Origin of the sequence: Martinezella dioscoreae (assembly GCF_009176305.1) — a bacterium.
In the GTDB taxonomy this organism is placed as follows: domain Bacteria; phylum Pseudomonadota; class Alphaproteobacteria; order Rhizobiales; family Rhizobiaceae; genus Rhizobium; species Rhizobium dioscoreae.
Genome location: NZ_BLAJ01000001.1, coordinates 828,337 through 851,400, shown reverse-complemented (window position 1 = coordinate 851,400; position 23,064 = coordinate 828,337). Strand labels below are relative to the sequence as shown.

Here is a 23,064-nt window from a genome sequence, read left to right as displayed (position 1 = left end):
AAAGCCGTATTTTCTCAGAAGCCGGCCGCGTCCACCACGCCCCGGTCGCAGCCGAAGGAGGTGCTGCCGGCACCTTGGATCAGTTTGGCGAGCCGCAGCTCACTGCCTTGTTGCGGATCGATCGCATCCTCCGAGAGGCCGATGGTCAGCTCTGAAATCATCCTGACATCGCCAACACGGCGGCAGCTCATCTTGATGCGGGCATTGGCGCCCTCGCCGAAACTCTGGTCAAAAGCAGCCTTGATGCTCTCGGCATCCAGCTCCTTGCCGATATTTTGCGCGAAGAGATCGCGCACAGCAGATGTATTGAGCTCGGCGATCAGGCCAGCGGCGATGGAGAAATATTGATCCGCACTCAGCTTCGTGCAGGTGCCGTGCTTGATCCATTCATGCCTTTCCAGGCCCGACTGTGTGCCCGGCATTACCTTGTCAAGCTTTACCTTCACGTCTTGGGAAAGCTGTACCGCCGGCAGGTCCTTCCAGTCACGGCCACGATCCGCCTGTTTCAGATCCTCGGAAACATCGCAATATTCCTGCCGCATCGGCCAGAGACCATGCAGGGAGAAATTCGTCGCGTCATGATTGTTCGACGACTGGTTTCGGCATTCCGCCTTCTTCTGGTTCGTCTGACAAAATGCCGGCTCCCAGCTTGCCGCCAGGATAAAGCGCGTCCGTCCACGGCTATGCTCCTGCGCCATAGCGCTTGCCGCCGCCCCGACCGAAACGAGCACAACCGTAAATACCCGAAGCCACTGCTTCATGCGTACCTCCAACTAGAACATTATAGGAACAAATAAGCAGTTTGAGCGAGCGGGCGCAATCCTGAATCGCAGCGCTCGGAAAGATTTATTTCTGTGAGCTTTACTACCTATCCATTGCAATCGGGCGGATGATAACCTTTCGTCCAACTGGGGAGGAACGAATATATGTTCGCCGAGACGAAGCGCCTGAAAAGTCCGACGGGCGCTACCCTTGCCTACCATCATTTGCCGGCGGCAACCGATGCTCGCGGCGTCCTGCTGATATCGCACGGTCTTGCCGAGCATTCCCGCCGATACGGGGCCTTTGCCGATGCGATGGCGGGCCAAGGCTTCCATGTCTATGCCCACGATCATCGCGGCCATGGCGAGACCACCGCCCCTGACGCGCCGATCGGCCGCTTTGCCCGGAGAAATGGTGTCGAACAGGTGATCACCGATGTGCTCGCCATGCGCGAGCTTGCCGCAAGTACCCATCCCGGCCTGCCGATCATCCTTTTCGGGCATTCCATGGGTGGATTGATCAGCCTGAACACCGTCGTCACGCATTCGGACAAGTTCGATGCGGTCACCGTCTGGAATTCCAATTTTAATCCGGGACTCGCCGGCCGCGCCGCCCAGCTCATCTTGAAAACGGAGCGCATGTTCAAGGGATCGGACGTCCCGAGCGGGCCGCTGCCGAAACTGACCTTCGGCACCTGGGGTAAATCGATCAGCAACCGTCGCACGGATTTCGACTGGCTCTCGCGTATTCCTGGGCAGGTGGACAAATATATCGCTGATCCGCTTTGCGGCTTCGATGCCTCGGTCTCGCTCTGGCTCGACCTGTTCGAACTTACCTTCCGCGCACCACAGAAGGCGCATCTCGATCGTCTCCGCCGCGATATGCCGATTCATCTCGTCGGCGGCGGCAAGGATCCGGCAACCGACAATGCGAAAGCGATTTCCTGGCTGGCAAAGCATTTGAAAAAAGCCGGCTTCTCTCGTATCACCACCGAGATCTATCCCGACATGCGGCACGAGACGCTTAACGAAATCGGTGCCGAGGAAGCTATCTCCCGCTTTGCCGACTGGTGCAGAACGGCGGTAGCAAAGACCTGATTCTCAAGGAAATTCTGCAATGAACACCCCCAGCGGCTCCTCGGTCCGATTGCAGCAATCTGAGCTGACCTTCGGCCTGTCGATGATGTTTTTATCCGTCGTCCTCTCGCCGGTCATGGATATCTTCTCCAAACTCGCGGCAACCACCATTCCGCCGGCGGAAGTCACCGCTGCACGCTTCATCTTTCAGTCGCTCTTTGCCCTGCCCATGATGGCCTTGCGCGGACAGTGGGGCGTATGGTCGTGGCGCCATAGCGGCGTGCACGCGATCCGCGCCGCCCTTTTAACGCTGTCCATGGTCTCGTTCGTGACCGCGCTGCAAGTCATGGAAGTGGCCGATGCCATTGCCATCTTTTTCGTCGAGCCGATGATGCTCACCATCCTCAGCAGTATATTCCTCAAGGAAACCATTGGCTGGCGTCGTTACACGGCCTGCGCAGTCGGCTTTCTTGGTGCCATGCTGATCATCCAGCCGAGCTTTCAGGAAGTCGGTTTCGTTGCCCTGCTGCCCGTCGTCACGGCACTCTGCGTTGCGGTTTATGTGATGATCACGCGCGTCGTCTCCCACACCGAAGATGCGTGGCCGCTGCAGTTCCAAACGGGACTATGGGGTATAGGCTTCAGTCTGATCTTGCTTGGCATCGGCAAGGCGACGGGATCTGTAATCCTTTATCCGGTTATTCCAGATCTGACAGCAATGCTCTATTTGCTCGGCGTCGGCGCGACTGCGGCCGCCTCCGGCATCCTAACAGTCTATGCCTATCGCGCAGTACAAGCTTCGACGCTCGCGCCGCTGCAGTATTTCGAGATCGTTTCGGCAACGATCTTCGGCTGGCTCGTCTTCGACAATTTCCCGGATGCGATCAAATGGCTCGGCATCCTCATCATCATCGGCTCGGGGCTTTATATTCTCTGGCGCGAGCGGCGCTTTGCTTCCAAACCCGTATCCGATACATCTGAAACAGCATTCACGCCCTAAGCGGGAGAGCGGACAGACATGACAGACCAGAAAACCAAGAAACCTCCCCTTTCCGGTATTCGTGTCATTGAGCTTGCCCGCGTGCTTGCCGGTCCCTGGGCGGGGCAGATGCTGGCCGATCTCGGCGCCGATGTCATCAAGGTGGAAAATCCCGACGGCGGCGACGACACCCGCCAATGGGGGCCGCCCTTCGTCGAGGGCAAGGATGGCGAAAATCTCTCCGCTGCCTATTATCACTCCGCCAATCGCGGCAAGCGCTCGGTAATCGCCGATCTCAAGACCCAGGAAGGCCAAGAGCTGGTACGCCGGCTGGTGAAGACGGCGGATGTGGTGATCGAGAATTTCAAGCTCGGCGGCTTGGTAAAGTACGGGCTGGATTATGAAAGCCTGAAGAAGATCAATCCCCGGATCGTCTATTGTTCGATTACCGGCTTCGGCCAGACCGGACCCTATGCCAGTCTCGCCGGCTATGACTATATCGTCCAGGGCATGTCCGGCTTCATGTCGATCACAGGCGAACCGGACGGACAGCCGATGAAAGCCGGTGTTGCGATCGCGGATATCTTTACCGGCATCTATGCCGTCTCGGCAATCGAAGCCGCCCTGATCCACGCTCTGAAGACAGGGGAAGGACAACTCATCGACATGGCGCTGCTCGATGTGCAATCGGCCGTGCTCGCCAACCAGAACATGAACTATCTGATCTCCGGCAAGCCGCCCGTACGGCTCGGCAACGCTCATCCGAATATCTCACCCTATGAAGTCGTGCCCACCGCCGATGGCTATCTCATCCTTGCTGTCGGCAATGATGGACAGTTCCGGCGCCTGTGCGCCATTCTCGGAGTGGAAACCCATGCCAACGACGAGCGCTATGCGACGAACAAGGCCCGCGTTGCCAACCGCAACGAGGTTCGGGTTTTCATCTCGGCGGAGACGCTGAAGTGGAACAAGGCGGAGCTGCTGAAAGCCTGCGCGGCCAACGCCGTTCCGGCCGGTGCCATCAATACGATCGAGGACATGTTCGCCGATCCGCAGATTGTGGCACGCGGCCTGAGGATCGATCTGGAGGATAGCGCCGGCACCGTCATTCCGAGCGTGCGCACGCCGATCGTGCTGTCGGAAACGCCGTTGGTCTATACGCGGCCAAGCCCGCGCCTCGGCGAACATCAGGAGGAAGTTCTGGCTGAATTGGCCGAACTGGAGGGAAAGGCGGGGACATGAAGCGAACGGGCGGGCAACTCATCGTCGAGGCTTTGAAGGCCAATGGCGTGCAGCGCATTTCCTGCGTACCGGGCGAGAGCTTTCTCGCCGTGCTCGATGCCCTGCATGACAGCGATATCAAGGTGCTCGTTTGCCGCCAGGAGGGCGGCGCGGCAATGATGGCGGATACTTGGGGCCAATTGACCGGCGAACCCGGCATCTGCATGGTCACCCGCGGCCCAGGTGCCACAAACGCCTCCGCCGGCCTTCATATTGCACGGCAGGATTCGATCCCGATGATCCTGTTCATCGGTCAGGTCCAGCGTGATGCCCGCGAACGCGAAGCCTTTCAGGAGGTGGAGTTTCGCAGGGCCTTTACCGAATTCGCCAAATGGGTCGGAGAGATCGACGATGCCGCCCGCATCCCGGAATTCGTCACCCGCGCCTTCGCTGTAGCAACATCGGGTCGCCCCGGTCCCGTGGTGCTGACCCTGCCCGAGGACATGCTGCGCGATGAGGTCGACGCGCCGCAAGCGCTGCCCTATGCCCCTGTTGCCGCTCATCCGGGCCGCCACCAGCTTGCCGATCTCCGCCAGCGCCTTGCGACTGCGCAGCGACCGATGGTCATTCTCGGCGGCACGCGCTGGAACGAGGAAGCGGTTGCCGGCATCAAGCAATTCGCGGAGCGTTTCAAACTGCCGGTCGGTTGCTCCTTCCGGCGGCAGATGCTGTTCGATCATCTGCATCCCAATTATGCCGGGGATGTCGGCATCGGCATCAATCCAGCGCTGGCAAGGGAAATCAAGGAAGCGGACCTACTGATTCTTCTCGGCGGCCGCCTCTCCGAAATGCCGTCCTCCGGCTACACACTGGTCGATATCCCCTACCCGCGCCAGCAGCTTGTCCACGTCCATGCCGATCCCTCGGAACTTGGCCGCGTCTATCGTCCGGACCTGGCGATCTGTGCCAGCCCGGCGGATTTCGTTGAGGCTCTCGCGGAGCTCGATGCGCCAACCGCGACACCATGGGCCGAGCGTACGGAACACATGCACGCGGCCTATCTTGCCTGGTCAAAGACACCGCAACAGTGCCCCGGCGCCGTCCATATGGGCCGCATCATGGACTGGATCGAAGCAAATACGGCCGATGATGCGATCTTCACCAACGGTGCCGGCAACTACGCGACCTGGCTGCACCGCTTCCATCGCTTCCGCCGTTTCAACACGCAGGCAGCGCCTACCTCCGGCTCGATGGGCTATGGCCTGCCGGCTGCGGTTGCCGCGAAACAGCTCTTTCCCGAGCGCGAAGTGATCTGCTTTGCCGGCGACGGCTGTTTCATGATGCATGGCCAGGAATTTGCGACCGCCGTTCAATACGGCCTCCCACTGATCGCCCTGGTCATCAATAATGGCATGTACGGCACCATCCGCATGCATCAAGAGCGGGAATATCCCGGCCGTGTCAGCGCCACGACACTCGACAATCCTGATTTCGCGGCCCTTGCCCGCGCCTATGGCGGCCACGGCGAGACGGTGAAAGCGACGGAAGAGTTTGGCCCGGCCTTCGAGCGGGCGCGCGCCAGCGGCAAACCGGCCATCATCGAGATCGCGCTCGACCCGGAAGCGATCACGCCCTCCCGCACCCTGACGGAAATTGCGCAAACAAAAGGCCGATGAGCGCGAGCCCACCGGCCTTTCAAAAATACGCCGGCCCGACTTAGTCGAGTGCTGCCGTTACGATGAATTCGACCTTGTACTTCGGCGCTGCGAGCTTAGCTTCGCTGGTCGCACGGGCCGGCGTGTTGGCCGGATCGACCCATGCTTCCCAGGCGGCGTTCATTTCGGCGAAGTAGGAAATGTCGGAGAGGTAGATGAGCGTCTGCAGGATCTTCGACTTGTTGGTGCCGGCAGCACCCAGCAGGCGGTCGACTTCGGCGAGTGCCGACTTGCACTGATCGGTGACGCTTTCGCCTTCACCAACCTGACCGGCGAGATAGACGGTGTTGCCATGGATGACAGCGCCGCTCATGCGGGCGCCAACGTCGATGCGCTTGATGCTCATGGTTTTCTCCTGGTGTTGTTCTTCGATAGGTAAAAGGCATGACCCAGGGTCTGCCCTCAATCAAAAGGCCGGGGAAGGACCCGTTCAGCCGCGAATGTGATGCGTCTTCTGATAGATCGCCGTCGAGCGTGCGCCCGAGCGGCAGTAGCCAAGCATCGGGCGCGGAAACTCGTCCAGCGCATCGACCATGCCCTGCACGGCCTCTTCGGTCACGCCCATCGGGCCGACGGGTACATGGGTAATCTCCAGGCCGAGTTCCTTGGCACGGGCCTCGATGACGCCGAACGACGTCTGATCCGGGCTTTCGCCATCGGGGCGATGGCAAACGATGGACTTGAACCCCAGAGCCTTGATCTGGTCGAGATCCTCAACGGTAATCTGGCCGGATACCGAGTATTCATCGTCGATCGGGCGGATATCCATGGTTCATGTCCTCTCTAAAACTGTGGCCTTGATCTACGCCGCCACAGGCCAAGCGTCAACCGCGGGGCGCTCTCAAACGAAGGCAAAATTGAGCATGAAATTGCGGGCTTCGCCGGGCTGGAGAATATTGAATTCGCCTGCTTCCTCGAGCTCCTCGCGAGAGACCCACCGATGCGAAACCGGCTCGATGCCAAGCACATGGGCAGGCGCGCGCTGATTGCGCCAGACCTGCAGAAACGGCAGCGTGTCCGTTCCGAACCGCACCCTCAGAGTCTTCCCACCAATGGCCGCGATGGGTCCGAGGCTGATCTCTGCCCAATCCTCGCCCTTTTCCTGCGCCGGCACGCAGAAGATATCACCGCCCTCTTCGCCGAAGGTCCAGGGAAAGCCGCCATTCTCCAGCATCTGTCCGGCAAGGCGCGTGCCGCTATCGAACCATTTGCCGCCGATATTCATATGGTACATCAAAAAGACCGGCATCGCCTCGGTACTCGTATTGACGATGCGGTCGGCAAGCGAGACTTCGCCGGTTGCGCCATCGATCCGCCAAAGACGTTCCAGCCTTGCGGTGCGGCGTTCGGCTGTGATGACATCGATATCGGCGCGGCATTCCGCGTTACCATTCTCGAATTTGGTCCAGAGAATTTTGGCTGGATGAGACGAGAAGGAACCATGCAGCGGATAGCGCTTGCCTTCATAGGCGCCGGACATCGGCTCTGGATGGCGGATATGATCCGGCCCGCAGGTGAAGAGGAAGCCTTCCACGGAATGACTGATACGCGGATCGCCATCGTCGGGAACGGCACTTCCGGGCGCGAGATTGTTGCCCTCGACGATGCAGGCGCCGATATCCAGCACAGAACCCTCGTCCAGCGTCAATTTCGGCCCCTTGGCCGCAGAAAAATCCATCATCCCTAAAATCCTCCCTGATCGGCGCCGAGCGCAGGTGCTGTCCCAAGGTGGCGCGCGACTGAAATAAACGGTTATTTGGCTTACCAAATCTTAACTTGAAGCCTTGATCACATAAATTTTTATATTTTATTCAGCATGATAATCTAAATCTCCATACTGGCGTCAAAATTGCCATGTGTGTGTCAGCCGAACGACTATCCCGAGGATTCGACAGACGTGAACCGGTTCGTAAAATTGAGTTTTGCCCTGGCAACGACTGCCGCTGTATCTGCGCTCGCCCTCACCGATGCGCAGGCGCAATATTATCGCAGCAGCAACGGCAACACGGTTCTCGTCACTCCCGACGGTCGGATTCTTGATCAGTATCCTTATGGTGGTGGATATTCCATGGCGCGCGACGGACGCGGCCGCCGGGTTCTGATCGATGCCTATGGCAATATCGTCGCCACGGAGATGAAGGCCAGCACCTATTATCCCCGCGCGCCCGCTCGCGACAGCTACGCTGATAACGGCAGCCGCTATGGCGATACGCAGCTTTCCAACAACGGCAACTACCAGGACTATCGTCAGTATCGTACCGACAGCTACGGAAATTACGACGGCGCTCCCGATAATGGTTACGGTCAGCAGGATCGTAGCGTGATCACCGGCGGCATTCCGCGTGACAGCGATATCCAGCGCCAGCCGCTCGACAATCAGCCCTTACCAGGCCAGAACCGGGGCCAGGCGAACCAGAACGGCAGTGATTACGCGTCAATCGATCCGCAACAGGGCGCACCTGATATCGTCAACAAGCCACCACCGGCCGAACCCGTCATCACGCTCAAGGGCAAGTCGAAGATGGAGATTACCGCGCTGGAGGTCTTCCTCGCGCGGCAGGGTATTTCGCCTGGTGCGATCGACGGCCGCATGGGCGCAAACGTCACCAAGGCGATCTATGCCTATCAGCAGATGACCGGGCAAACGCTCGACCCCAACAATACCGACGCGATCCTCGAACAGCTGCGCATGTCCGGCGGCATGCCGATCGTCAACTATACGATCACCGCTGCCGACGCCGCAGGCCCCTACGTCGCTTCGATCCCTGAGGACTATGCCGCGAAGTCCCAGATGCCTTCCCTCGGCTACACGTCGACGACCGAAATGCTGGCGGAGCGCTTTCATATGGATGAAGGCTACCTGAAGGCGCTCAACCCCGGCGTCGATTTCACCGTGCCCGGCAGCATCATCAAGGTCGTCAATACAGGCCCCGGCAAGACCGGCACAGTTGCCAAGATCCTGGCTGATAAGGGCCGCAAGCAGGTTTTCGCCTATGATGCCAACGGCACGCTGATCGCAGCCTACCCGGCCAGCATTGGTTCCGCAGACACGCCCTCGCCGTCAGGCACTGTCACAGTCGAGCGCGTCGCCTTCAATCCTGGCTATACCTACAATCCAAAGATCAACTTCCAGCAGGGCGCCAACGACAAGGTTCTGAACATTCCGCCTGGCCCGAACGGCCCGGTCGGTACGGTCTGGATGGCCCTGTCGAAACCGACCTATGGCATCCACGGCACGCCGGATCCCTCGCGGATCGGCAAGTCGCAGAGCCACGGCTGTGTCCGTCTCACCAATTGGGATGCGACTGAGCTCGCGAAAATGGTCAAGCCCGGCGTCGTCGTCGAATTCGTAGACTGATTGCCAGACATGCTTACACAAAAAAGCCGCCGGGAAAACTCGGCGGCTTTTTCTTTGTCTTGAAATATCAAACGCACCGCTATTTTTCATCCGGCGCGTCAGGTAGTTCGGCGGCGTATCAGAAGCAGTCGCGGAACAAAGCCTTCGTGTTTTCGAGCGTCATCGGCACCGGATTGCCGCCGGCACTCGGATCTTCGATTGCCATGGCGGAGAGTTCGTCGATCCGGTCAGGTGCAATGCCCATAGCCGAGAGGCTTTCCGGCACGCCGAGTTCCGAGCGTAGCTTCAGCACATAATCATAGAAGCCGTCGAAACCACCCGAAATGCCAAGATAGGCGGCGGCGCGCGCAATCTTTTCTTCGATGGCTTTGCGGTTGAAGCGCAGGACAGCTGGCATGACGACAGCATTGGTCATGCCGTGATGCGTGTTGTAGACGGCGCCAATCGGATGCGACAACGCGTGGATGGCGCCGAGCCCCTTCTGGAAGGCGACGGCGCCCATGGCGGCAGCACTCATCATGTTGGCCCGGGCTTCGAGATCTGTTCCCTCACGATAGGCGCGCGGCAGGAATTCCTTGACCAGGCGCATGCCTTCCAGCGCGATGCCGGCCGACATCGGATGGTAGAAGGGTGAGGAATAGGCTTCCAGGCAATGCGCAAAGGCATCCATGCCAGTACCGGCGGTGATGATCCTCGGCATGCCGACGGTCAGCTCCGGATCGGCAATGACGACGCCGGGCAGGAATTTCGGATGGAAGATGATCTTCTTCACATGCGTCGCGGAATTGGTGATGACGCTGGCGCGGCCGACTTCCGAACCGGTGCCGGCGGTCGTCGGTACGGCGACGATCGGCGCGATACCTTCGACGCTGGCGCGGGTCCACCAGTCGCCGATATCTTCGAAATCCCAGACCGGCCGGCTCTGGCCGACCATGAAGGCGACGCACTTGCCGAGATCGAGGCCGGAGCCGCCGCCGAAGGCGACGACGCCATCATGGCCGCCGTCCTTAAACGCTTTCACGCCAGCTTCGAGATTTTTCTCGTTCGGATTCGGATCGACGTCAGCGAAGATGGCGCGACCGAGACCTGCATCCTCCAGAATATCCAAGGCCGTCGCCGTGATCGCCATCGAGGCAAGTCCCCGGTCGGTGATCAGGAGAGGCTTCTTCATGCCCAGGCTCTTGCAGGCGTCCGCGAGCTCCTTGATACGGCCACGACCGAGCTTGAAGGCGTTCGGATAGCTCCAATTGGCTGAGATAGTGCTCATGCTGTTACTTTCTTCAGATGATAGGATTTCGGGCGCGTCAGATTGTGGAAGCCGATGATCGACAGCGAGCCGCCGCGGCCGGTTTCCTTGACGCCGGTCCAGCACAGAGCCGGATCGAGATAATCGGCGCGGTTCATGAAGACGGTGCCGGTTTCGATTTCGCGGCCGATACGTGAGGCGCGCTCGACATCCTTGGTCCAGAGCGAAGCCGTCAGACCGTAGGGACTGTCGTTCATCAGTTCCAGCGCTTCCGCATCGCTCTTCACCTTCATGATGCCGACCGCTGGACCGAAGGTTTCTTCGCGCATGAAGGCCATGGAATGATCGACATTGACGAGGACCTGCGGCGCAAGATAGGCGCCGCCGTCATCGGCCGGGAACAGCTTCGGATCGACCAGCGCCTCGGCGCCCTTGGCAACCGCATCGGCGATCTGCTCACGCACGACCTTGGCAAAGCGCTTATGCGCCATCGGCCCGAGCGACGTCTCAGGATCCAGCGGATTGCCGAGCTTATAGTTCGAAACCCAGGCAACCGACTTCTCGACAAAATTGTCGTAGAGCGATTCATGCACGTAGATGCGCTCGATGCCGCAGCAGCACTGGCCGGAATTATAGGTCGCGCCATCCATCAGCGTGTCGACGGCGGCGTCCAGATCGGCGTCTTCCATGACATAGCCCGGATCCTTGCCGCCAAGCTCGAGGCCAAGGCTGGTAAAGGTGCCGGCGGCCGCACGCTCGATCGACCGGCCGCCTTCGACGGAGCCGGTGAAATTGACGAAGTTGAAGCTGCCGGCGGCAATCAGCGCCGAGGTGGTTTCATGATCCAGGAAGACATTCTGGAAGACATCGGTGGGAACGCCGGCCTCGACGAAAGCCTGCACCAGCCGCTCGCCAACGAGCAGTGTCTGGCTTGCGTGCTTGAGAATGACGGTATTGCCGGCCATTAGCGCCGGGGCGACCGTGTTGATGGCCGTCATGTAGGGATAATTCCAGGGCGCGATGACAAAGACCACGCCATGCGGTTCGCGCTCGATGCGGCGGGCGAAATTGGCACTATCCTCGACGACCAAGGGTGCCAGTGCGTCGGCGGCGATCGAGGCTACATAGTTCGAGCGCTCGTTGAAGCCGCGATATTCGCCGCCATACTTGATCGGACGGCCCATCTGCCAGGCAAGCTCCGGCACGACGACATCGGCCATCTCATTGAGCCGAGCCACACCCTTCAGCACGAGCTGGACACGATCCTCCAGCGGACTACGCGCCCAATCCTTCTGCGCCTTGCGGGCGCGTGCCACGACGTCCTTGCCAGCTTCCAGCGACAGTGCCGGACGCTCGGCATAAACCTCTCCGTTCACCGGAGAGACGCATGTGATCATGGTCATGATCGAATTCCTGTTTTCTTGGTCATCCGTTGATTGCCCGGATGTTGTGCAAGCAGGGCCGCATTCAAAAGAGAAACGGCGGACAGACAAAACATCCCAGCGCCCTGCCCGATCATAAAATGAAAATCGGGCAGGAGGCAGATCGCAAAAGCCTTACGCTCTTTCGAATCCGCGCGCCACTTCCCAATCGGTCACACGACGATCGTATTCCTCCTGCTCCCATTCGGCAGCGCGGGTGTAGTGATCGATGACATCATCCCCGAAGGCGGCACGCAGCATCTTCGACGTCGTCAAGGCAGTCGTGGCATCGCGCAGCGTGCGCGGTATCTCGCGAACTTCGCGCGCGCCATAGGCGTCGCCGACAAACGGCGCCTCGAGTTCAAGCTTGTTTTCGATACCATCGATACCGGCTGCGATCAGAGCCGCAAAAGCCAGGTAAGGATTGAGGTCCGAGCCCCCGACACGGCATTCGATGCGGATCGATTTCGTATCCTCGCCGCACAGGCGGTAACCGGCGGTACGGTTATCCTTGCTCCAGATCGCCTTGGTCGGCGCGAAGGTGCCGGCCATGAAGCGCTTGTAGGAATTGATATAGGGCGCCAGGAAATAGGTGATCTCGCTGGCATGGGTCAGAAGCCCGGCGACATAGTGCTTCATCATCGGCGACATGCCGTATTTGCCGCCTTCTTCGAAGAACTTCGGGCTCTTTCCGTCGAGGCTCCAGAGGGATTGATGGATGTGCGAGGAGCTTCCGGCGGCACCGTAATTCCACTTCGCGAGGAAGGTGATTGCCTTGCCCTTCGACCAGGCGATCTCCTTGCAGCCGTTCTTGATGATGGCATGGCGGTCGGCCATATCAAGCGCGTCGGCGTAACGGACGTTGATTTCCTCTTGCCCCGCCGAAGCCTCGCCCTTCGAATTCTCCACTGGGATGCCCGCGCCCTGAAGGCCGGTGCGGATCGCCCGCATCACTTCTTCCTCCTTGGTGGTCTGGAAGATGTGGTAGTCCTCGTTATAGCCGCTGGCGAGCTTCATGTTGCGATAGCCAGCTTCGCGCGCGCTGTCATAGCTCTGGTCGAACAGGAAGAATTCGAGCTCCGAAGCCATGTAGGCCTTGAGCCCCATGGCTTCCAATCGCTTCACCTGCTTCTTCAGAATGGCGCGCGGAGAATGCGCAACTTCCTCATGTGTATGATGGTCAAGCACATCGCAAAGGACGAGCGCCGTGCCTTCCAGCCAAGGAATGCGGCGCAGCGTGGCAAGGTCTGGCTTCATGGTATAGTCGCCATAACCCTTCTCCCAGCTCGTCGACTTGTAGCCGGAGACGGTCTCCATCTCGATGTCGGTCGCCTGCAGATAATTGCAGCTATGCGTTTCCTTCCAGGCGCTCTCGATGAAGAATTCCGCCTGGAAGCGTTTGCCCATCAACCGGCCCTGCATGTCGACCTGACATGCCAGAACCGTATCGATGAGCCCTTCGGCCACATCTCGCTTGAGGTCGTCGAACGTATAGCTGCTGCTCATAATTTGGTCCGCCTGAACAATGAATTGAAACGTCGGCCTGCCGAACGATACCGCCTTGCGGGATAATCCGCGCGCGTGCCGCCGTGTCGCTACCGGTGAAAAGGGTCGCAGGTCTGCGACCCCATTGCTCGCAAAGATTAGACTTCGCTTACGTCTCGCCGACGGCGGCTTCCGCTGCCGCGATCTCAGCCTTGCGCTTGGCAATGGCATCGCCGATCGGCGGGCCCTTGAAGCGACGGCGCTCGAAGCCGAACCAGACGATGGCCGTCAGAACCAGGAAGCCGACGGTGATAATGCCCGCCCAGTCGTTCGGCGGCTGAATGCCGAGAACGAAGATGATGATCATCGCGATGATCGACAGCACGGCAAATAGCTTGAACAGACCTTCCCCGAGGTTCCAAGGGCCCATCTTGTCCCACTTCGTCGTACCCCATGCGAAAAGGCCGAGCGTGATCGGGATCGCAAAGGAGAAGAACAGGAAGATGACGGTGCACGAGACGACGATGGTGTAAACCGGCGTATCGCCGATCGATACCAGCGACGACCCCCAGACGAACAGGACGGAAAGGATCGACCCAGTCCAGATCGCCGAAACCGGCGTGCGGTATTTCGGGCTGACCCGAGACAGAGCCTTGGATCCCGGCAGACCGCCGTCACGCGAGAAGGCGAAGATCATGCGCGAAACCGAGGTTACCGTTGCGAGACCGCACAGCCACTGGCTGATGAAGATCAGCAGATAGAGAATGTCCTTCACGATGGGATTGACCTGTGCGTCCATTGCCCAGAAGAACACGTTCCAGCCCTGCTTGGCGGCATCGTCCATATTCGGCAGCATCAGCACAAACGAGCAAAGCATGATGTAGCCGAAGAGCGCCGACCACAGAACCGACGACACCATGCCGCGCGGAACGGAATGGGCGGCTTTCACTGTCTCTTCCGACGTATGGGCCGAGGCATCATAACCGGTGATCGTGTAGATCGGCAGCAGAAGGCCGAGCGCGAAGACCCAGAAAGTCGAAACCTGCGGCCAGACCGGGGCACCGGTTGCCGAGCCGTCGGCAGCAATCGTCGCCAGACCGGAATAGTTGGTGAAGGTGAAAAGCCGCGCAAAATCATAGGACGGCGCAGCGATCAGGCAAACAGCCGCCAGAAGGATCGAGGTTGCGAAGATCAGATAACCGGAGAAGTCGGTCAGCTTCGCCGTCAAGCCGATACCCATGTGATTGACCAGCGCCTGCAGACCTGTGATGACCACCAGGAACACGATGCGCACCAGCGTGGTGTCGGTCATGTTGAAGTAGCCGCCGAATGCGCCGACGAAGAAGTAATAGGTGCCGACATTGATGGCGCCGAGGACGGTGACGAGGCCGAGCAGGTTGAACCAGGCCGTCAGCCAGCCGGTGAAGCGATTGCCGAGGATCGAGCCCCAGTGGTAGAGACCGCCGGCCGTCGGATAGGCCGAACTGATCTGGGCCATCGCCACAGCGAAGACGAGCGATATGAAGCAGCCGACAGGCCAGCCGATACCAATAGCGGCACCGCCCGCACCCGATGTCGCTTGAGCCAGCGAATTGATGCCGCCGGATAGAATGCAGATGATCGAGAAGGACACGGCGAAATTCGAGAATGAACTCATCCGCCGTTCCAACTCCTGAGCGTAGCCCATGGAGTGCAGGATCTGGACATCCTGCTTCTTGTCTGACTCTGTATAATCAGCCATGCCATTCCCCCTAAAGCCCGGTCGTCCGCGGGATTGCGGAGAACCATGTGTCACATTGACCGCTGACATTTCGCCATGCGGCCCGATCGCAGTTGAACTGCTCCCCGGGGTCTTTTTCTTTTATGCTCAGGCTTCCAGACTGCTCTGGAGAAGCCCCGTCAGATAATCGGCCATGACCCCTTGACCGACGTCATCTCGAATGAGGTCGTTGCGGACCTCGATCATTACGTTATGCAGACCATTGGCGAGCCCATGCAGCTTCAACGTATGGGTGACACCGTCTTGAGGACCGTAAGGCTGATTGCGCTCTGTCTGATAGAGCGGTGCCTCAGCTGCTGCATCAAGCATGCGATCGGCCAGCCAACGGTCTTCATCATGCAGAATGCCAAGCTCCACTGCCCGCGGCTTGCCATTATAGACCGGCGTGAAGCTATGGATTGTCACGATCACGGTTTTTTGTCCGCGCGCCGCCCGCTCCTTCAAGAGCGCCCGAATGCGATCGTGAAACGGGATGTAGAGCCCTTCCGTACGCGCTTTTCTATCCGCCTCGCCCAAGTGCTGATTTCCAGGGATCGTATAGATCTCGCTCGTCTCCGGCATGGCACCGGCGCTTTCGGGGGGCCTGTTGCAATCATAGATCAGCCGGGAGAAGCGCTGAAAAACCAAGGTGGCATTCAAGCCGGCGGAAATTCCCCTTGCAACCGCGAGTGCGCCCGGATCCCACGCGATATGGCTGGAAAGCGCCTCAACGGAAAGCCCGAGGTCGCCGAACCGTTCTGGAAGCGCGCGGGAGGCATGCTCACAGACGAGCAAAACCGCACTGCTTCCGTCCGGTCTTTCGACCGCAACGCAATCGCCGTCTGCCTTCGTCAAAATACCTTGCTGCGCGAGCATCGGAGACGCCCCATTGCCGATTAACAAAATGTTTATAAGAAAAGAATTCTTCAGGTTTTCGCCGCTGTCAACTGGAAACTGAAATTATTTCTTCATTTGTGACATTGACTCGAAATGTGACAGCGTTGTTATATCCTGCAAGGAAAGCGGCATCAGACCGTTCCGGGGAGCTAAAATCGAGTGAACAATGCGTCGAAAACAGTTTCAGACGTAATCAATGCGCGCTTTGACACGCTGACGCGCGCCGAAAAGCAGCTCGCCAAGAGCCTGCTCGACAATTATCCCGTTTCCGGGTTGGGCAGCATTACCACCGTCGCCGAGAATGCGCGGGTTTCGACCCCGACAGTCGCACGCATGGTGCAGAAACTCGGATACAAAGGCTATCCGGACTTCCAGGCCCATCTTCATCAAGAAGTCGAGGCAACGATCTCCAACCCCCTGACGAAGCACGATCGCTGGGCATCCAACGCGCCAGGCACGCATATCCTCAATCGTTTCGCCGACGCCATCATGGGCAACCTGCGACAGACCCTGTCGGATATCGACGTGGCGACCTTCGATGGCGTTGCCGCGCTGCTGTCGGAAAGAAAACGCGGCCTTTATTTCGTGGGCGGGCGCATTACAGGGGCGCTTGCCGAGTATTTCTTCACCCATATGCAGGTCATCCGCCCCAACACGACGCTGCTCTCCTCCAATTCCAGCACCTGGCCGCAATATGTCCTGAACATGAATCCGGGCGATCTGCTCGTCATATTCGATATCAGGCGTTACGAGCAGGAAATGGTCAATCTGGCCGCCGCCGCCCGCCGGCGTGGCGCGGAAATCATCGTCTTCACCGACCAGTGGGCAACGCCCGCCGCCAAGCATGCGAAATACACGTTCCGCGTGCAGATCGAGGCGCCGTCCGCCTGGGATTCATCGGTTGTCACCCTCTTCATCGTCGAAGCCCTGATCGAAGCTGTACAAAGCTCGACATGGGACGAGACAAGCGAGCGTATGAAGACACTGGAAGGTCTTTTCGAGCAAACCAAGCTGTTTCGCAAGCTAAGTTGAAGGGGAATGAAAACAGAAAATAACGGTCCGTGAAGGGTGTGAAATACAGCGACTGTCATACTTGTCGATTAGAAGCAAAAATCGACTGCGTTTTCAGCAAACGCAACACTTTGAAGTCGTCACACAACCTTCATGTAACGTCATTAACAGCAACGCCAGACACTGAAAACCCAAAAGGAGGAAATGCAGTGATCTCGAAAATTCATCGTCTTCTGACAATTTCTACGGCGATGCTCGTCGCTTCGACGGCTATCGCGGCCGCAGAACCGAGCGCCGATCTCATCGCTGCCGCTAAGAAGGAAGGCACGCTGACCACGATCGCCCTGCCCCACAACTGGTGCGGTTATGGCGACCTGATCGCTGCGTTCAAGGCGAAATACGGCATCGAAGTCAACGAACTGAATCCGGATGCCGGTTCGGGCGATGAAGTCGAGGCAATCCGCGCCAACAAGGGCAACACCGGCCCGCAGGCTCCCGACGTGATCGACGTCGGTCTCTCTTTCGGCCCGACGGCCAAGAAGGAAGGCCTGCTGCAGCCGTACAAGGTTTCCACCTGGGATTCCATTCCGGACAGCGCCAAGGATGCCGAAGGCTACTGGTACGGCGACTACTACGGTGTTCTCTCTTTCGTCACCAATAAGGACGTCGTGAAGAACCCGCCGAAGGACTGGGCTGACCTCCTGAAGCCGGAATATGCCAACACCGTTTCGCTCGCTGGTGACCCGCGCACGTCGAACCAGGCAGTTCAGGCCGTCTACGCCGCCGGCCTCGCAGCCGGCGAAAAGGACGCCGCCAAGATCGGCGCCGCCGGTCTCGATTACTTCGCGAAGCTCAACAAGGCCGGCAACTTCGTTCCGGTCATCGGCAAGTCCGCCTCGCTGGCTCAGGGTGCAACCCCGATCGTCGTCGCCTGGGACTACAACGGTCTCTCCTGGCGCGACAGCCTGAACGGCAACCCGCCGGTCGACGTCACTGTTCCGGCTTCCGGCGTTATCGCTGGTGTCTACGTCCAGGCGATCTCGGCTTTCGCTCCGCATCCGAACGCTGCCAAGCTCTGGATGGAATTCCTCTATTCCGACGAAGGCCAGATCGGCTGGCTGAAGGGCTATTGCCACCCGATCCGCTTCAACGACCTGGCGAAGAATAAGAAGGTTCCGCAGGAACTTCTCGACAAGCTGCCGCCGGCTGCCGCCTATGAAAAGGCCGTCTTCCCGACGCTAGAAGAACAGGATGCCGGCAAGACCGCCATCACCACGAAGTGGGATTCCGTCGTCGGTTCGAACGTGCAGTAATCACAACTGACTTGGCCTCCCCGCTTCGGCGGGGAGGTTTTCCGTTTTTTGACGCCGCGGATTGGGCCAATCATGAGCACCGTGACAACATCGACCATCAGCACCACGCCCTTGATCAACAAACGCGTGGTCGTTGACTGGCTGGGCATAGCGCCCTTCCTGATCTTCGCGCTGCTGTTTCTGATTTTGCCGACAATCTATCTGATCGCTGGCGCTTTTCTGACGCCGGACGGCGGCCTGACGCTGAAGAACATCGGCGATCTGTTCACGAAATCCATCTTGGACTCCTATTGGATCAGCATCAGGGTTTCGGTCGCCTCGGCGCTCGGCGGCGCGTTGATCGGCTTTTATCTGGCCTGGGCGCTGGTCATGGGCGGACTTCCGGCCTGGGTGCGCCATGCCTTCCTTACCTTTTCCGGTGTCGCCTCAAATTTCGCCGGCGTACCACTGGCTTTTGCGTTCATCGCCACGATCGGTCGCCTGGGCCTCGTCACGCTGCTGATGAGGGATTGGTTGGGTTTCAATCTCTATTCCACAGGCTTCAATCTCTACAGCTTCGTCGGCTTGACCATCACCTATATGTACTTCCAGATTCCGCTGATGGTGCTGATTATCACGCCGGCGCTGGACGGCATGAAAAAGGAATGGCGTGAAGCCGCATCCATCCTCGGGGCGACCACGAGACAATATTGGCTCATGGTGGCGCTCCCCATTCTCTGGCCGAGCCTGCTTGGCACGACGCTGCTGCTGTTTGCCAACGCCTTCGGCGCCATCGCAACGGCCATCGCGCTGACGGGCAGCTCGCTGAACATCATCCCGATCCAGCTCTACGCGCAAATCCGCGGCGACGTGCTGCACAACGCCAATCTCGGCTATGCAATGGCGCTCGGCATGATCGTCATCACTGGCATTTCCAATGTGATCTACATCATCATGCGTATTCGCGCGGAACGGTGGCAGAAATGAAGCTGCAAAAATTCTTTGCCTGGATCGCTGTTGTCATCGGCGCTATCTATTTCATCGTTCCGCTCATCGGTACGCTGGAATTCTCACTGCGCATGCGTCGCGACGCCTATAGTTTTGACGCCTATGCATCAGTCGTTTCGGACGCTCACTTCCTGTATGCGTTCGGCTATTCGATGCTCATGGCCTTGCTGACCATCATCTTCGGCATGTTGATCGTGGTGCCTACGGCTTATTGGGTGCGCCTCCGTTTGCCCCAAATACGCCCGATCGTCGAGTTCATCACGCTGATGCCGCTGGTCATCCCCGCCATCGTCATCGTCTTCGGCTATCTGCGCCTCTACAATTCGTCATCGATCCTGCCTTTGACAGGCTTCGAGCAGACGACGAACTTCCTTCTTGTCTGCTCCTATATTGTCTTGGCGCTCCCCTATATGTATCGTTCAGTCGACACGGCGATGCGCACGATCGATGTCGGCACCCTGACGGAAGCCGCAGAAAGCCTTGGCGCGAAGTGGACAACCATCATGCTCCGCTGCATTTTCCCCAATGTCATGAGCGGCGTCCTCTCCGGCGCATTCATCACGCTGGCGATCGTCATGGGCGAATTCACGATGGCCTCGCTGCTCAATCGTCCGGCTTTCGGCCCTTACATGCAGCTCGTCGGCGCCAACCAGGCTTATCAATCCTCGGCGCTCGCCATCATTGCGCTTGCTGTCACCTGGCTTAGCATGGGTCTGCTGCAGCTCGTTTCCCGCTTCTCAAAACTGGCTCCGGTTAAGGCGTAAGGCTTCTCACCATGGCTTTTCTCGAACTCACCCACATCAAGAAATCATTCGGCGAAGTTCAGGTCGTTCACGATTTCAATATGCAAATCGAGAAGGGAGAATTCATCTCCTTCCTTGGACCATCGGGCTGCGGCAAGACGACCGTGCTGCGCATGATCGCCGGTTTCGAAACGCCGACCGCCGGCACCCTGTCGATCAACGGCAAGGATCAGCGGGCGTTAAAACCGAACCAGCGGAATATCGGCATGGTGTTCCAGGCCTACGCGCTGTTCCCGAACATGACGGTGCACGACAACGTCGCTTTCGGCCTCAAGGTGGCCGGCATGGCAAAGCCCGACATCGATAAGCGCGTCAAGGAGATGCTGGCTCTCATCAAGCTCGATCATCTCGCCGGCCGCTATCCCTATCAGATGTCCGGCGGCCAGCAGCAGCGCGTGGCGCTCGCCCGCGCTATCGCCGTCAAGCCGCAGGTGCTGCTGCTCGACGAGCCGCTTTCGGCGCTCGACGCGAAGATCCGCATCTCGCTGCGCGAAGAAATCCGCGCCATCCAGCAGCAGCTCGGCATCACCACCGTTTTCGTGACCCACGACCAGGAAGAAGCCCTGTCGATCTCGGATCGCATCGTCGTCATGAATGCCGGTCGCGCCGATCAGATCGGCACGCCTTTCGAGATTTACAACACGCCGGCAACCCGCTTCGTCGCTTCCTTCGTCGGTACGCTGAACCTGATCGAAGGCAAGGTCGTCGATCCCGATAGCAACCGCATCATGATCGGCGATCAGGGCGTGACCCTGAAGCAGTCGGTGACGGCCTACAAGCCAGGCGATACCGTATCGCTTGCCCTGCGTCCGGAAGCCGGTTCGCTGGCGGAATCAGCCAAAGGCGATACCGCTCTCACGGGCGAAGTCTCTTCGGCACACTTCCTGGGTTCGGTCATTCGCACCCGCATGAACGTTGCTGGCAACACGATTTCCTTCGACATGTTCAACAGCCCCGGGATGATGCCTCCGAGCGTCGGCGAGAAGGTGACGCTGCGCTTCGCCTCCTCCGATCTGCTCGTGATTCAGGATTGAGAAAGCACCCTGCGTCGCAGGGTCATTTTGGAAAATTATTCGCGGACGCCGGGTCAGAAGCCCGGCGTTTTTCTTTGATTTTCATGAGAGAAAGCATTTATAGTCCGGACGTTCTCAGGGCGGGGTGCAATTCCCCACCGGCGGTATGGGGAGTTTCCTCGAGCCCGCGAGCGCCTTCCGAGCTTTCGGAAGGGTCAGCAGATCCGGTGAGATGCCGGAGCCGACGGTATAGTCCGGATGGAAGAGAGCAAGCAGGATCGCACCTCCTCCGCGCGAGGGATGCCGCGATGTTGCGTGTTCGCCCAAGGGATATTTGACAACAACCCTTGAAAGGCAAAATTCATGACCATTTCGATTTCTACCCAGCCGAGCCGCGTCGCGATCATTCGGGCTCGCTGGCATGCCGATATCGTCGATCGCTCGGTCGACTCCTTCGTTGCCGAATGGCAGACGACGGAAGGTGCATCGCCGATCGATATCTTCGACGTGCCCGGCGCCTTGGAAATTCCGCTGCATGCTCAGACGCTCGCCCGCAACGGCCGTTATTCCGCAATCGTTGCCACCGCTTTCGTTGTCGACGGTGGCATCTATCGCCATGAATTTGTCGCCAATACGGTTCTTGATGCTATGATGCGCGTCCAGCTGGACACCGGCGTGCCGATCCTGTCGGCAGTCCTGACCCCGCATCACTTCCAGGAGTCGGAAGCCCACATCCAGTTCTTCAAGGAACATTTCATCATCAAGGGCCGGGAAGTCGCCAGCGCCTGCCGCCACATCCTGGCGGAGCGCGCCAAGTTGCTGCCGGCCGTCACGGTCTGAACCAGCATCGTGGAGGCGCGGCTAGAGCTCGCCTCCACATCACAAGGGAGAAACGTCAGTGACCGTCCTACGCATCATCCCGAACCTGTCCGCCGCCGATCCCGCCACGGCCCGTCTTTTCTACCACGACCTGCTCGGCCTCGACATCGTCATGGATCACGGCTGGATCCTGACCTTCGCCTCTGAAGCGGCAACAGTGCCGCAGATCAGCGTCGCCAGCGAGGGCGGTTCGGGAACGCTCGTCCCCGACGTTTCCATCGAAGTCGACGATGTCGATACGCTTTATCAGCGCGCCACCTCCATGGGCTTCGGCATATTGTATGACCTGACGGACGAGCCGTGGGGTGTCCGCCGCTTCTACGTCCGCGACCCCTTCGGCAAGGTGGTCAATATCCTCTCCCACCGCTAGTTCAAGCTCGCGAAGAGCCTCAAGGGCTCTCCGGCGCTCTCACCGCAGATCGAGATTGAATGTAGTGCGCTCGGCCGGCCAGACCGATTCCGAATAGGTGATCGGCACTCCGTCGGTATCCGCATCCACCTTGCGCGTCACCAGCAACGGCGCGGATTTCGGCTGGCGCAGGATCCGCGCCTCGTCGGCCGTCGGCATGCGCGCCTCGATCTCCGTCGACAAGCGCTCATAGTCGGTGACGCCATAGCTGGCGAGCGCTGCCGAGATTGTCGGATGCCTCAATCTAGCCTGATCGAAATCGGGAAAACGTTCGGCCGGATAATAGGAATCCCCCAATTCCACTGGAATACCGTCGGCCGTCATGACACCGCGACGATGGATGACCGACGCGCCGATTGCGATCTTTAAATGGGCCGCGACGCGTTCGGTCGCCGGCACGATCTCGTGAACGAGCAGCTCGCCGCCCGGTTCGAAACCTTGCTCGATCAGATTTTTGTGGAAGCGGGTGCGTTTCGACAGCGTATAGTCGAGCACGCCCCTATGAACGAAGGTTCCCCGCCCCTGTTCGGCGCGGACCAATCCACGCTGCTCCAAGTGCCCCAGCGCCTGCCGCACGGTGAAACGGCTGACGCCGAACCGCCGCATCAGCTCGGGCTCGGTCGGCAATTTCTCTCCGGGCGCGAAAGTCCCGGCGGCAATATCGGCCGCCAGGATCTCGCCGATCTGATGCCAGAGCGCGCTGCCGCCCTTTCGGTCGATCGTCTCCATA

Annotated in this window: 22 protein-coding genes and 1 riboswitch; of the genes, 12 read left to right on the top strand and 10 right to left on the bottom strand. The window is 59.2% G+C overall.

The genetic code is table 11. The features are described 5' to 3' along the window. Positions 1-14: 14 nt before the first annotated feature. Positions 15-761: a ribonuclease T2 family protein gene (locus GDN47_RS04155; protein WP_113351949.1), complete on the bottom strand. Its 747-nt coding sequence runs from the start codon at positions 759-761 to the stop codon at positions 15-17. Between the two features lie 165 nt (positions 762-926). On the opposite strand from GDN47_RS04155, the gene GDN47_RS04150 reads away from it, so the two are divergent. Genes GDN47_RS04150 through GDN47_RS04135 form a run of 4 tightly spaced genes read left to right on the top strand, consistent with a single transcriptional unit; the run spans position 927 to position 5,714 of the window. Next, the gene (locus GDN47_RS04150) at positions 927-1,859 is read left to right on the top strand and encodes an alpha/beta hydrolase (protein WP_113351948.1); all 933 of its coding nucleotides are present in this window, start codon (positions 927-929) and stop codon (positions 1,857-1,859) included. A 19-nt stretch (positions 1,860-1,878) separates the two neighbouring features. Continuing rightward, the gene (locus GDN47_RS04145) at positions 1,879-2,838 is read left to right on the top strand and encodes a DMT family transporter (RefSeq protein WP_113351947.1); all 960 of its coding nucleotides are present in this window, start codon (positions 1,879-1,881) and stop codon (positions 2,836-2,838) included. 18 nt (positions 2,839-2,856) lie between these two features. Next, complete coding sequence (gene caiB / locus GDN47_RS04140; protein ID WP_113351946.1) at positions 2,857-4,059, top strand: succinate--glutarate CoA-transferase; 1,203 nt, start codon at positions 2,857-2,859, stop codon at positions 4,057-4,059. Next, the gene (locus GDN47_RS04135) at positions 4,056-5,714 is read left to right on the top strand and encodes a thiamine pyrophosphate-binding protein (RefSeq protein ID WP_113351945.1); all 1,659 of its coding nucleotides are present in this window, start codon (positions 4,056-4,058) and stop codon (positions 5,712-5,714) included. The genes caiB and GDN47_RS04135 overlap by 4 nt, the downstream gene beginning before the upstream one ends. A 40-nt stretch (positions 5,715-5,754) precedes the next feature. Here GDN47_RS04135 and GDN47_RS04130 read toward each other — a convergent pair whose 3' ends face one another. From GDN47_RS04130 to GDN47_RS04120, 3 genes are all read right to left on the bottom strand, one after another. Further along, positions 5,755-6,099, bottom strand: a complete 345-nt coding sequence (locus GDN47_RS04130; RefSeq protein WP_113332882.1) for a RidA family protein — start codon at positions 6,097-6,099, stop codon at positions 5,755-5,757. Positions 6,100-6,183: 84 nt separating this feature from the next. After that, positions 6,184-6,522 carry a protein tyrosine phosphatase family protein gene (locus GDN47_RS04125; RefSeq protein WP_113351944.1) on the bottom strand — a complete coding sequence of 113 codons (339 nt, stop codon included), beginning with the start codon at positions 6,520-6,522 and terminating at the stop codon, positions 6,184-6,186. Between the two features lie 72 nt (positions 6,523-6,594). Beyond that, entirely contained in the window at positions 6,595-7,434 is an 840-nt protein-coding gene (locus GDN47_RS04120) for a DUF4432 family protein (RefSeq protein WP_113351943.1), read from the bottom strand. Between the two features lie 216 nt (positions 7,435-7,650). Here GDN47_RS04120 and GDN47_RS04115 point away from each other — a divergent pair, with 216 nt between their 5' ends. Beyond that, positions 7,651-9,111 (top strand): L,D-transpeptidase, encoded by a 1,461-nt coding sequence (locus GDN47_RS04115; RefSeq protein ID WP_113351942.1) that lies wholly within the window; start codon positions 7,651-7,653, stop codon positions 9,109-9,111. Positions 9,112-9,229: 118 nt separating this feature from the next. Here GDN47_RS04115 and GDN47_RS04110 read toward each other — a convergent pair whose 3' ends face one another. From GDN47_RS04110 to GDN47_RS04090, 5 genes are all read right to left on the bottom strand, one after another. Next, positions 9,230-10,378, bottom strand: a complete 1,149-nt coding sequence (locus tag GDN47_RS04110; protein ID WP_152092645.1) for an iron-containing alcohol dehydrogenase — start codon at positions 10,376-10,378, stop codon at positions 9,230-9,232. Next, positions 10,375-11,760, bottom strand: coding sequence for an aldehyde dehydrogenase family protein (locus GDN47_RS04105; RefSeq protein WP_113351941.1), 1,386 nt, complete (start codon positions 11,758-11,760; stop codon positions 10,375-10,377). The genes GDN47_RS04110 and GDN47_RS04105 overlap by 4 nt, the downstream gene beginning before the upstream one ends. 153 nt (positions 11,761-11,913) lie before the next feature. Next, positions 11,914-13,284 (bottom strand): glutamine synthetase family protein, encoded by a 1,371-nt coding sequence (locus GDN47_RS04100; RefSeq protein WP_113332879.1) that lies wholly within the window; start codon positions 13,282-13,284, stop codon positions 11,914-11,916. A 148-nt stretch (positions 13,285-13,432) separates the two neighbouring features. Next, positions 13,433-15,004 carry an amino acid permease gene (locus GDN47_RS04095; protein ID WP_113351940.1) on the bottom strand — a complete coding sequence of 524 codons (1,572 nt, stop codon included), beginning with the start codon at positions 15,002-15,004 and terminating at the stop codon, positions 13,433-13,435. 126 nt (positions 15,005-15,130) lie between these two features. Then, positions 15,131-15,898: an N-formylglutamate amidohydrolase gene (locus GDN47_RS04090; RefSeq protein ID WP_095435307.1), complete on the bottom strand. Its 768-nt coding sequence runs from the start codon at positions 15,896-15,898 to the stop codon at positions 15,131-15,133. A 180-nt stretch (positions 15,899-16,078) separates the two neighbouring features. On the opposite strand from GDN47_RS04090, the gene GDN47_RS04085 reads away from it, so the two are divergent. The 7 genes from GDN47_RS04085 (at position 16,079) to GDN47_RS04055 (ending at position 22,295) form a co-directional block, all read left to right on the top strand. After that, a complete protein-coding gene (locus tag GDN47_RS04085) occupies positions 16,079-16,951 on the top strand; it encodes a MurR/RpiR family transcriptional regulator (RefSeq protein ID WP_095435308.1) in 873 nt (290 codons plus the stop codon). Positions 16,952-17,139: 188 nt separating this feature from the next. Beyond that, positions 17,140-18,243 (top strand): ABC transporter substrate-binding protein, encoded by a 1,104-nt coding sequence (locus GDN47_RS04080; RefSeq protein WP_113332877.1) that lies wholly within the window; start codon positions 17,140-17,142, stop codon positions 18,241-18,243. Positions 18,244-18,315: 72 nt separating this feature from the next. Beyond that, positions 18,316-19,209, top strand: a complete 894-nt coding sequence (locus GDN47_RS04075) for an ABC transporter permease (protein ID WP_113351939.1) — start codon at positions 18,316-18,318, stop codon at positions 19,207-19,209. Then, entirely contained in the window at positions 19,206-19,994 is a 789-nt protein-coding gene (locus GDN47_RS04070; RefSeq protein WP_152092644.1) for an ABC transporter permease, read from the top strand. The genes GDN47_RS04075 and GDN47_RS04070 overlap by 4 nt, the downstream gene beginning before the upstream one ends. A gap of 11 nt (positions 19,995-20,005) precedes the next feature. Continuing rightward, positions 20,006-21,067: an ABC transporter ATP-binding protein gene (locus GDN47_RS04065; RefSeq protein WP_069612572.1), complete on the top strand. Its 1,062-nt coding sequence runs from the start codon at positions 20,006-20,008 to the stop codon at positions 21,065-21,067. A gap of 106 nt (positions 21,068-21,173) precedes the next feature. Continuing rightward, positions 21,174-21,320: riboswitch (FMN riboswitch) on the top strand. A gap of 89 nt (positions 21,321-21,409) precedes the next feature. Next, entirely contained in the window at positions 21,410-21,886 is a 477-nt protein-coding gene (locus GDN47_RS04060; protein WP_113332874.1) for a 6,7-dimethyl-8-ribityllumazine synthase, read from the top strand. A 58-nt stretch (positions 21,887-21,944) separates the two neighbouring features. Then, on the top strand, positions 21,945-22,295 hold the full coding sequence (locus GDN47_RS04055) for a VOC family protein (protein ID WP_152092643.1): 351 nt from the start codon (positions 21,945-21,947) through the stop codon (positions 22,293-22,295). 39 nt (positions 22,296-22,334) lie between these two features. Here the strand turns inward: GDN47_RS04055 and phnF are convergent, their stop codons facing one another. Continuing rightward, the gene (phnF, locus tag GDN47_RS04050; protein ID WP_113351937.1) at positions 22,335-23,063 is read right to left on the bottom strand and encodes a phosphonate metabolism transcriptional regulator PhnF; all 729 of its coding nucleotides are present in this window, start codon (positions 23,061-23,063) and stop codon (positions 22,335-22,337) included. Between the last annotated feature and the right edge of the window lies 1 nt (position 23,064).

What these genes read in the sequence shown, in the direction of transcription:
- GDN47_RS04155 (WP_113351949.1), bottom strand. Translation starts at nt 761, where the DNA reads ATGAAGCAGTGGCTTCGGGTATTTACGGTTGTGCTCGTTTCGGTCGGG.
- GDN47_RS04150 (WP_113351948.1), top strand. Translation starts at nt 927, where the DNA reads ATGTTCGCCGAGACGAAGCGCCTGAAAAGTCCGACGGGCGCTACCCTT.
- GDN47_RS04145 (WP_113351947.1), top strand. Translation starts at nt 1,879, where the DNA reads ATGAACACCCCCAGCGGCTCCTCGGTCCGATTGCAGCAATCTGAGCTG.
- caiB (WP_113351946.1), top strand. Translation starts at nt 2,857, where the DNA reads ATGACAGACCAGAAAACCAAGAAACCTCCCCTTTCCGGTATTCGTGTC.
- GDN47_RS04135 (WP_113351945.1), top strand. Translation starts at nt 4,056, where the DNA reads ATGAAGCGAACGGGCGGGCAACTCATCGTCGAGGCTTTGAAGGCCAAT.
- GDN47_RS04130 (WP_113332882.1), bottom strand. Translation starts at nt 6,099, where the DNA reads ATGAGCATCAAGCGCATCGACGTTGGCGCCCGCATGAGCGGCGCTGTC.
- GDN47_RS04125 (WP_113351944.1), bottom strand. Translation starts at nt 6,522, where the DNA reads ATGGATATCCGCCCGATCGACGATGAATACTCGGTATCCGGCCAGATT.
- GDN47_RS04120 (WP_113351943.1), bottom strand. Translation starts at nt 7,434, where the DNA reads ATGATGGATTTTTCTGCGGCCAAGGGGCCGAAATTGACGCTGGACGAG.
- GDN47_RS04110 (WP_152092645.1), bottom strand. Translation starts at nt 10,378, where the DNA reads ATGAGCACTATCTCAGCCAATTGGAGCTATCCGAACGCCTTCAAGCTC.
- GDN47_RS04105 (WP_113351941.1), bottom strand. Translation starts at nt 11,760, where the DNA reads ATGACCATGATCACATGCGTCTCTCCGGTGAACGGAGAGGTTTATGCC.
- GDN47_RS04100 (WP_113332879.1), bottom strand. Translation starts at nt 13,284, where the DNA reads ATGAGCAGCAGCTATACGTTCGACGACCTCAAGCGAGATGTGGCCGAA.
- GDN47_RS04095 (WP_113351940.1), bottom strand. Translation starts at nt 15,004, where the DNA reads ATGGCTGATTATACAGAGTCAGACAAGAAGCAGGATGTCCAGATCCTG.
- GDN47_RS04090 (WP_095435307.1), bottom strand. Translation starts at nt 15,898, where the DNA reads ATGCTCGCGCAGCAAGGTATTTTGACGAAGGCAGACGGCGATTGCGTT.
- GDN47_RS04075 (WP_113351939.1), top strand. Translation starts at nt 18,316, where the DNA reads ATGAGCACCGTGACAACATCGACCATCAGCACCACGCCCTTGATCAAC.
- GDN47_RS04070 (WP_152092644.1), top strand. Translation starts at nt 19,206, where the DNA reads ATGAAGCTGCAAAAATTCTTTGCCTGGATCGCTGTTGTCATCGGCGCT.
- GDN47_RS04065 (WP_069612572.1), top strand. Translation starts at nt 20,006, where the DNA reads ATGGCTTTTCTCGAACTCACCCACATCAAGAAATCATTCGGCGAAGTT.
- GDN47_RS04060 (WP_113332874.1), top strand. Translation starts at nt 21,410, where the DNA reads ATGACCATTTCGATTTCTACCCAGCCGAGCCGCGTCGCGATCATTCGG.
- phnF (WP_113351937.1), bottom strand. Translation starts at nt 23,063, where the DNA reads ATGGAGACGATCGACCGAAAGGGCGGCAGCGCGCTCTGGCATCAGATC.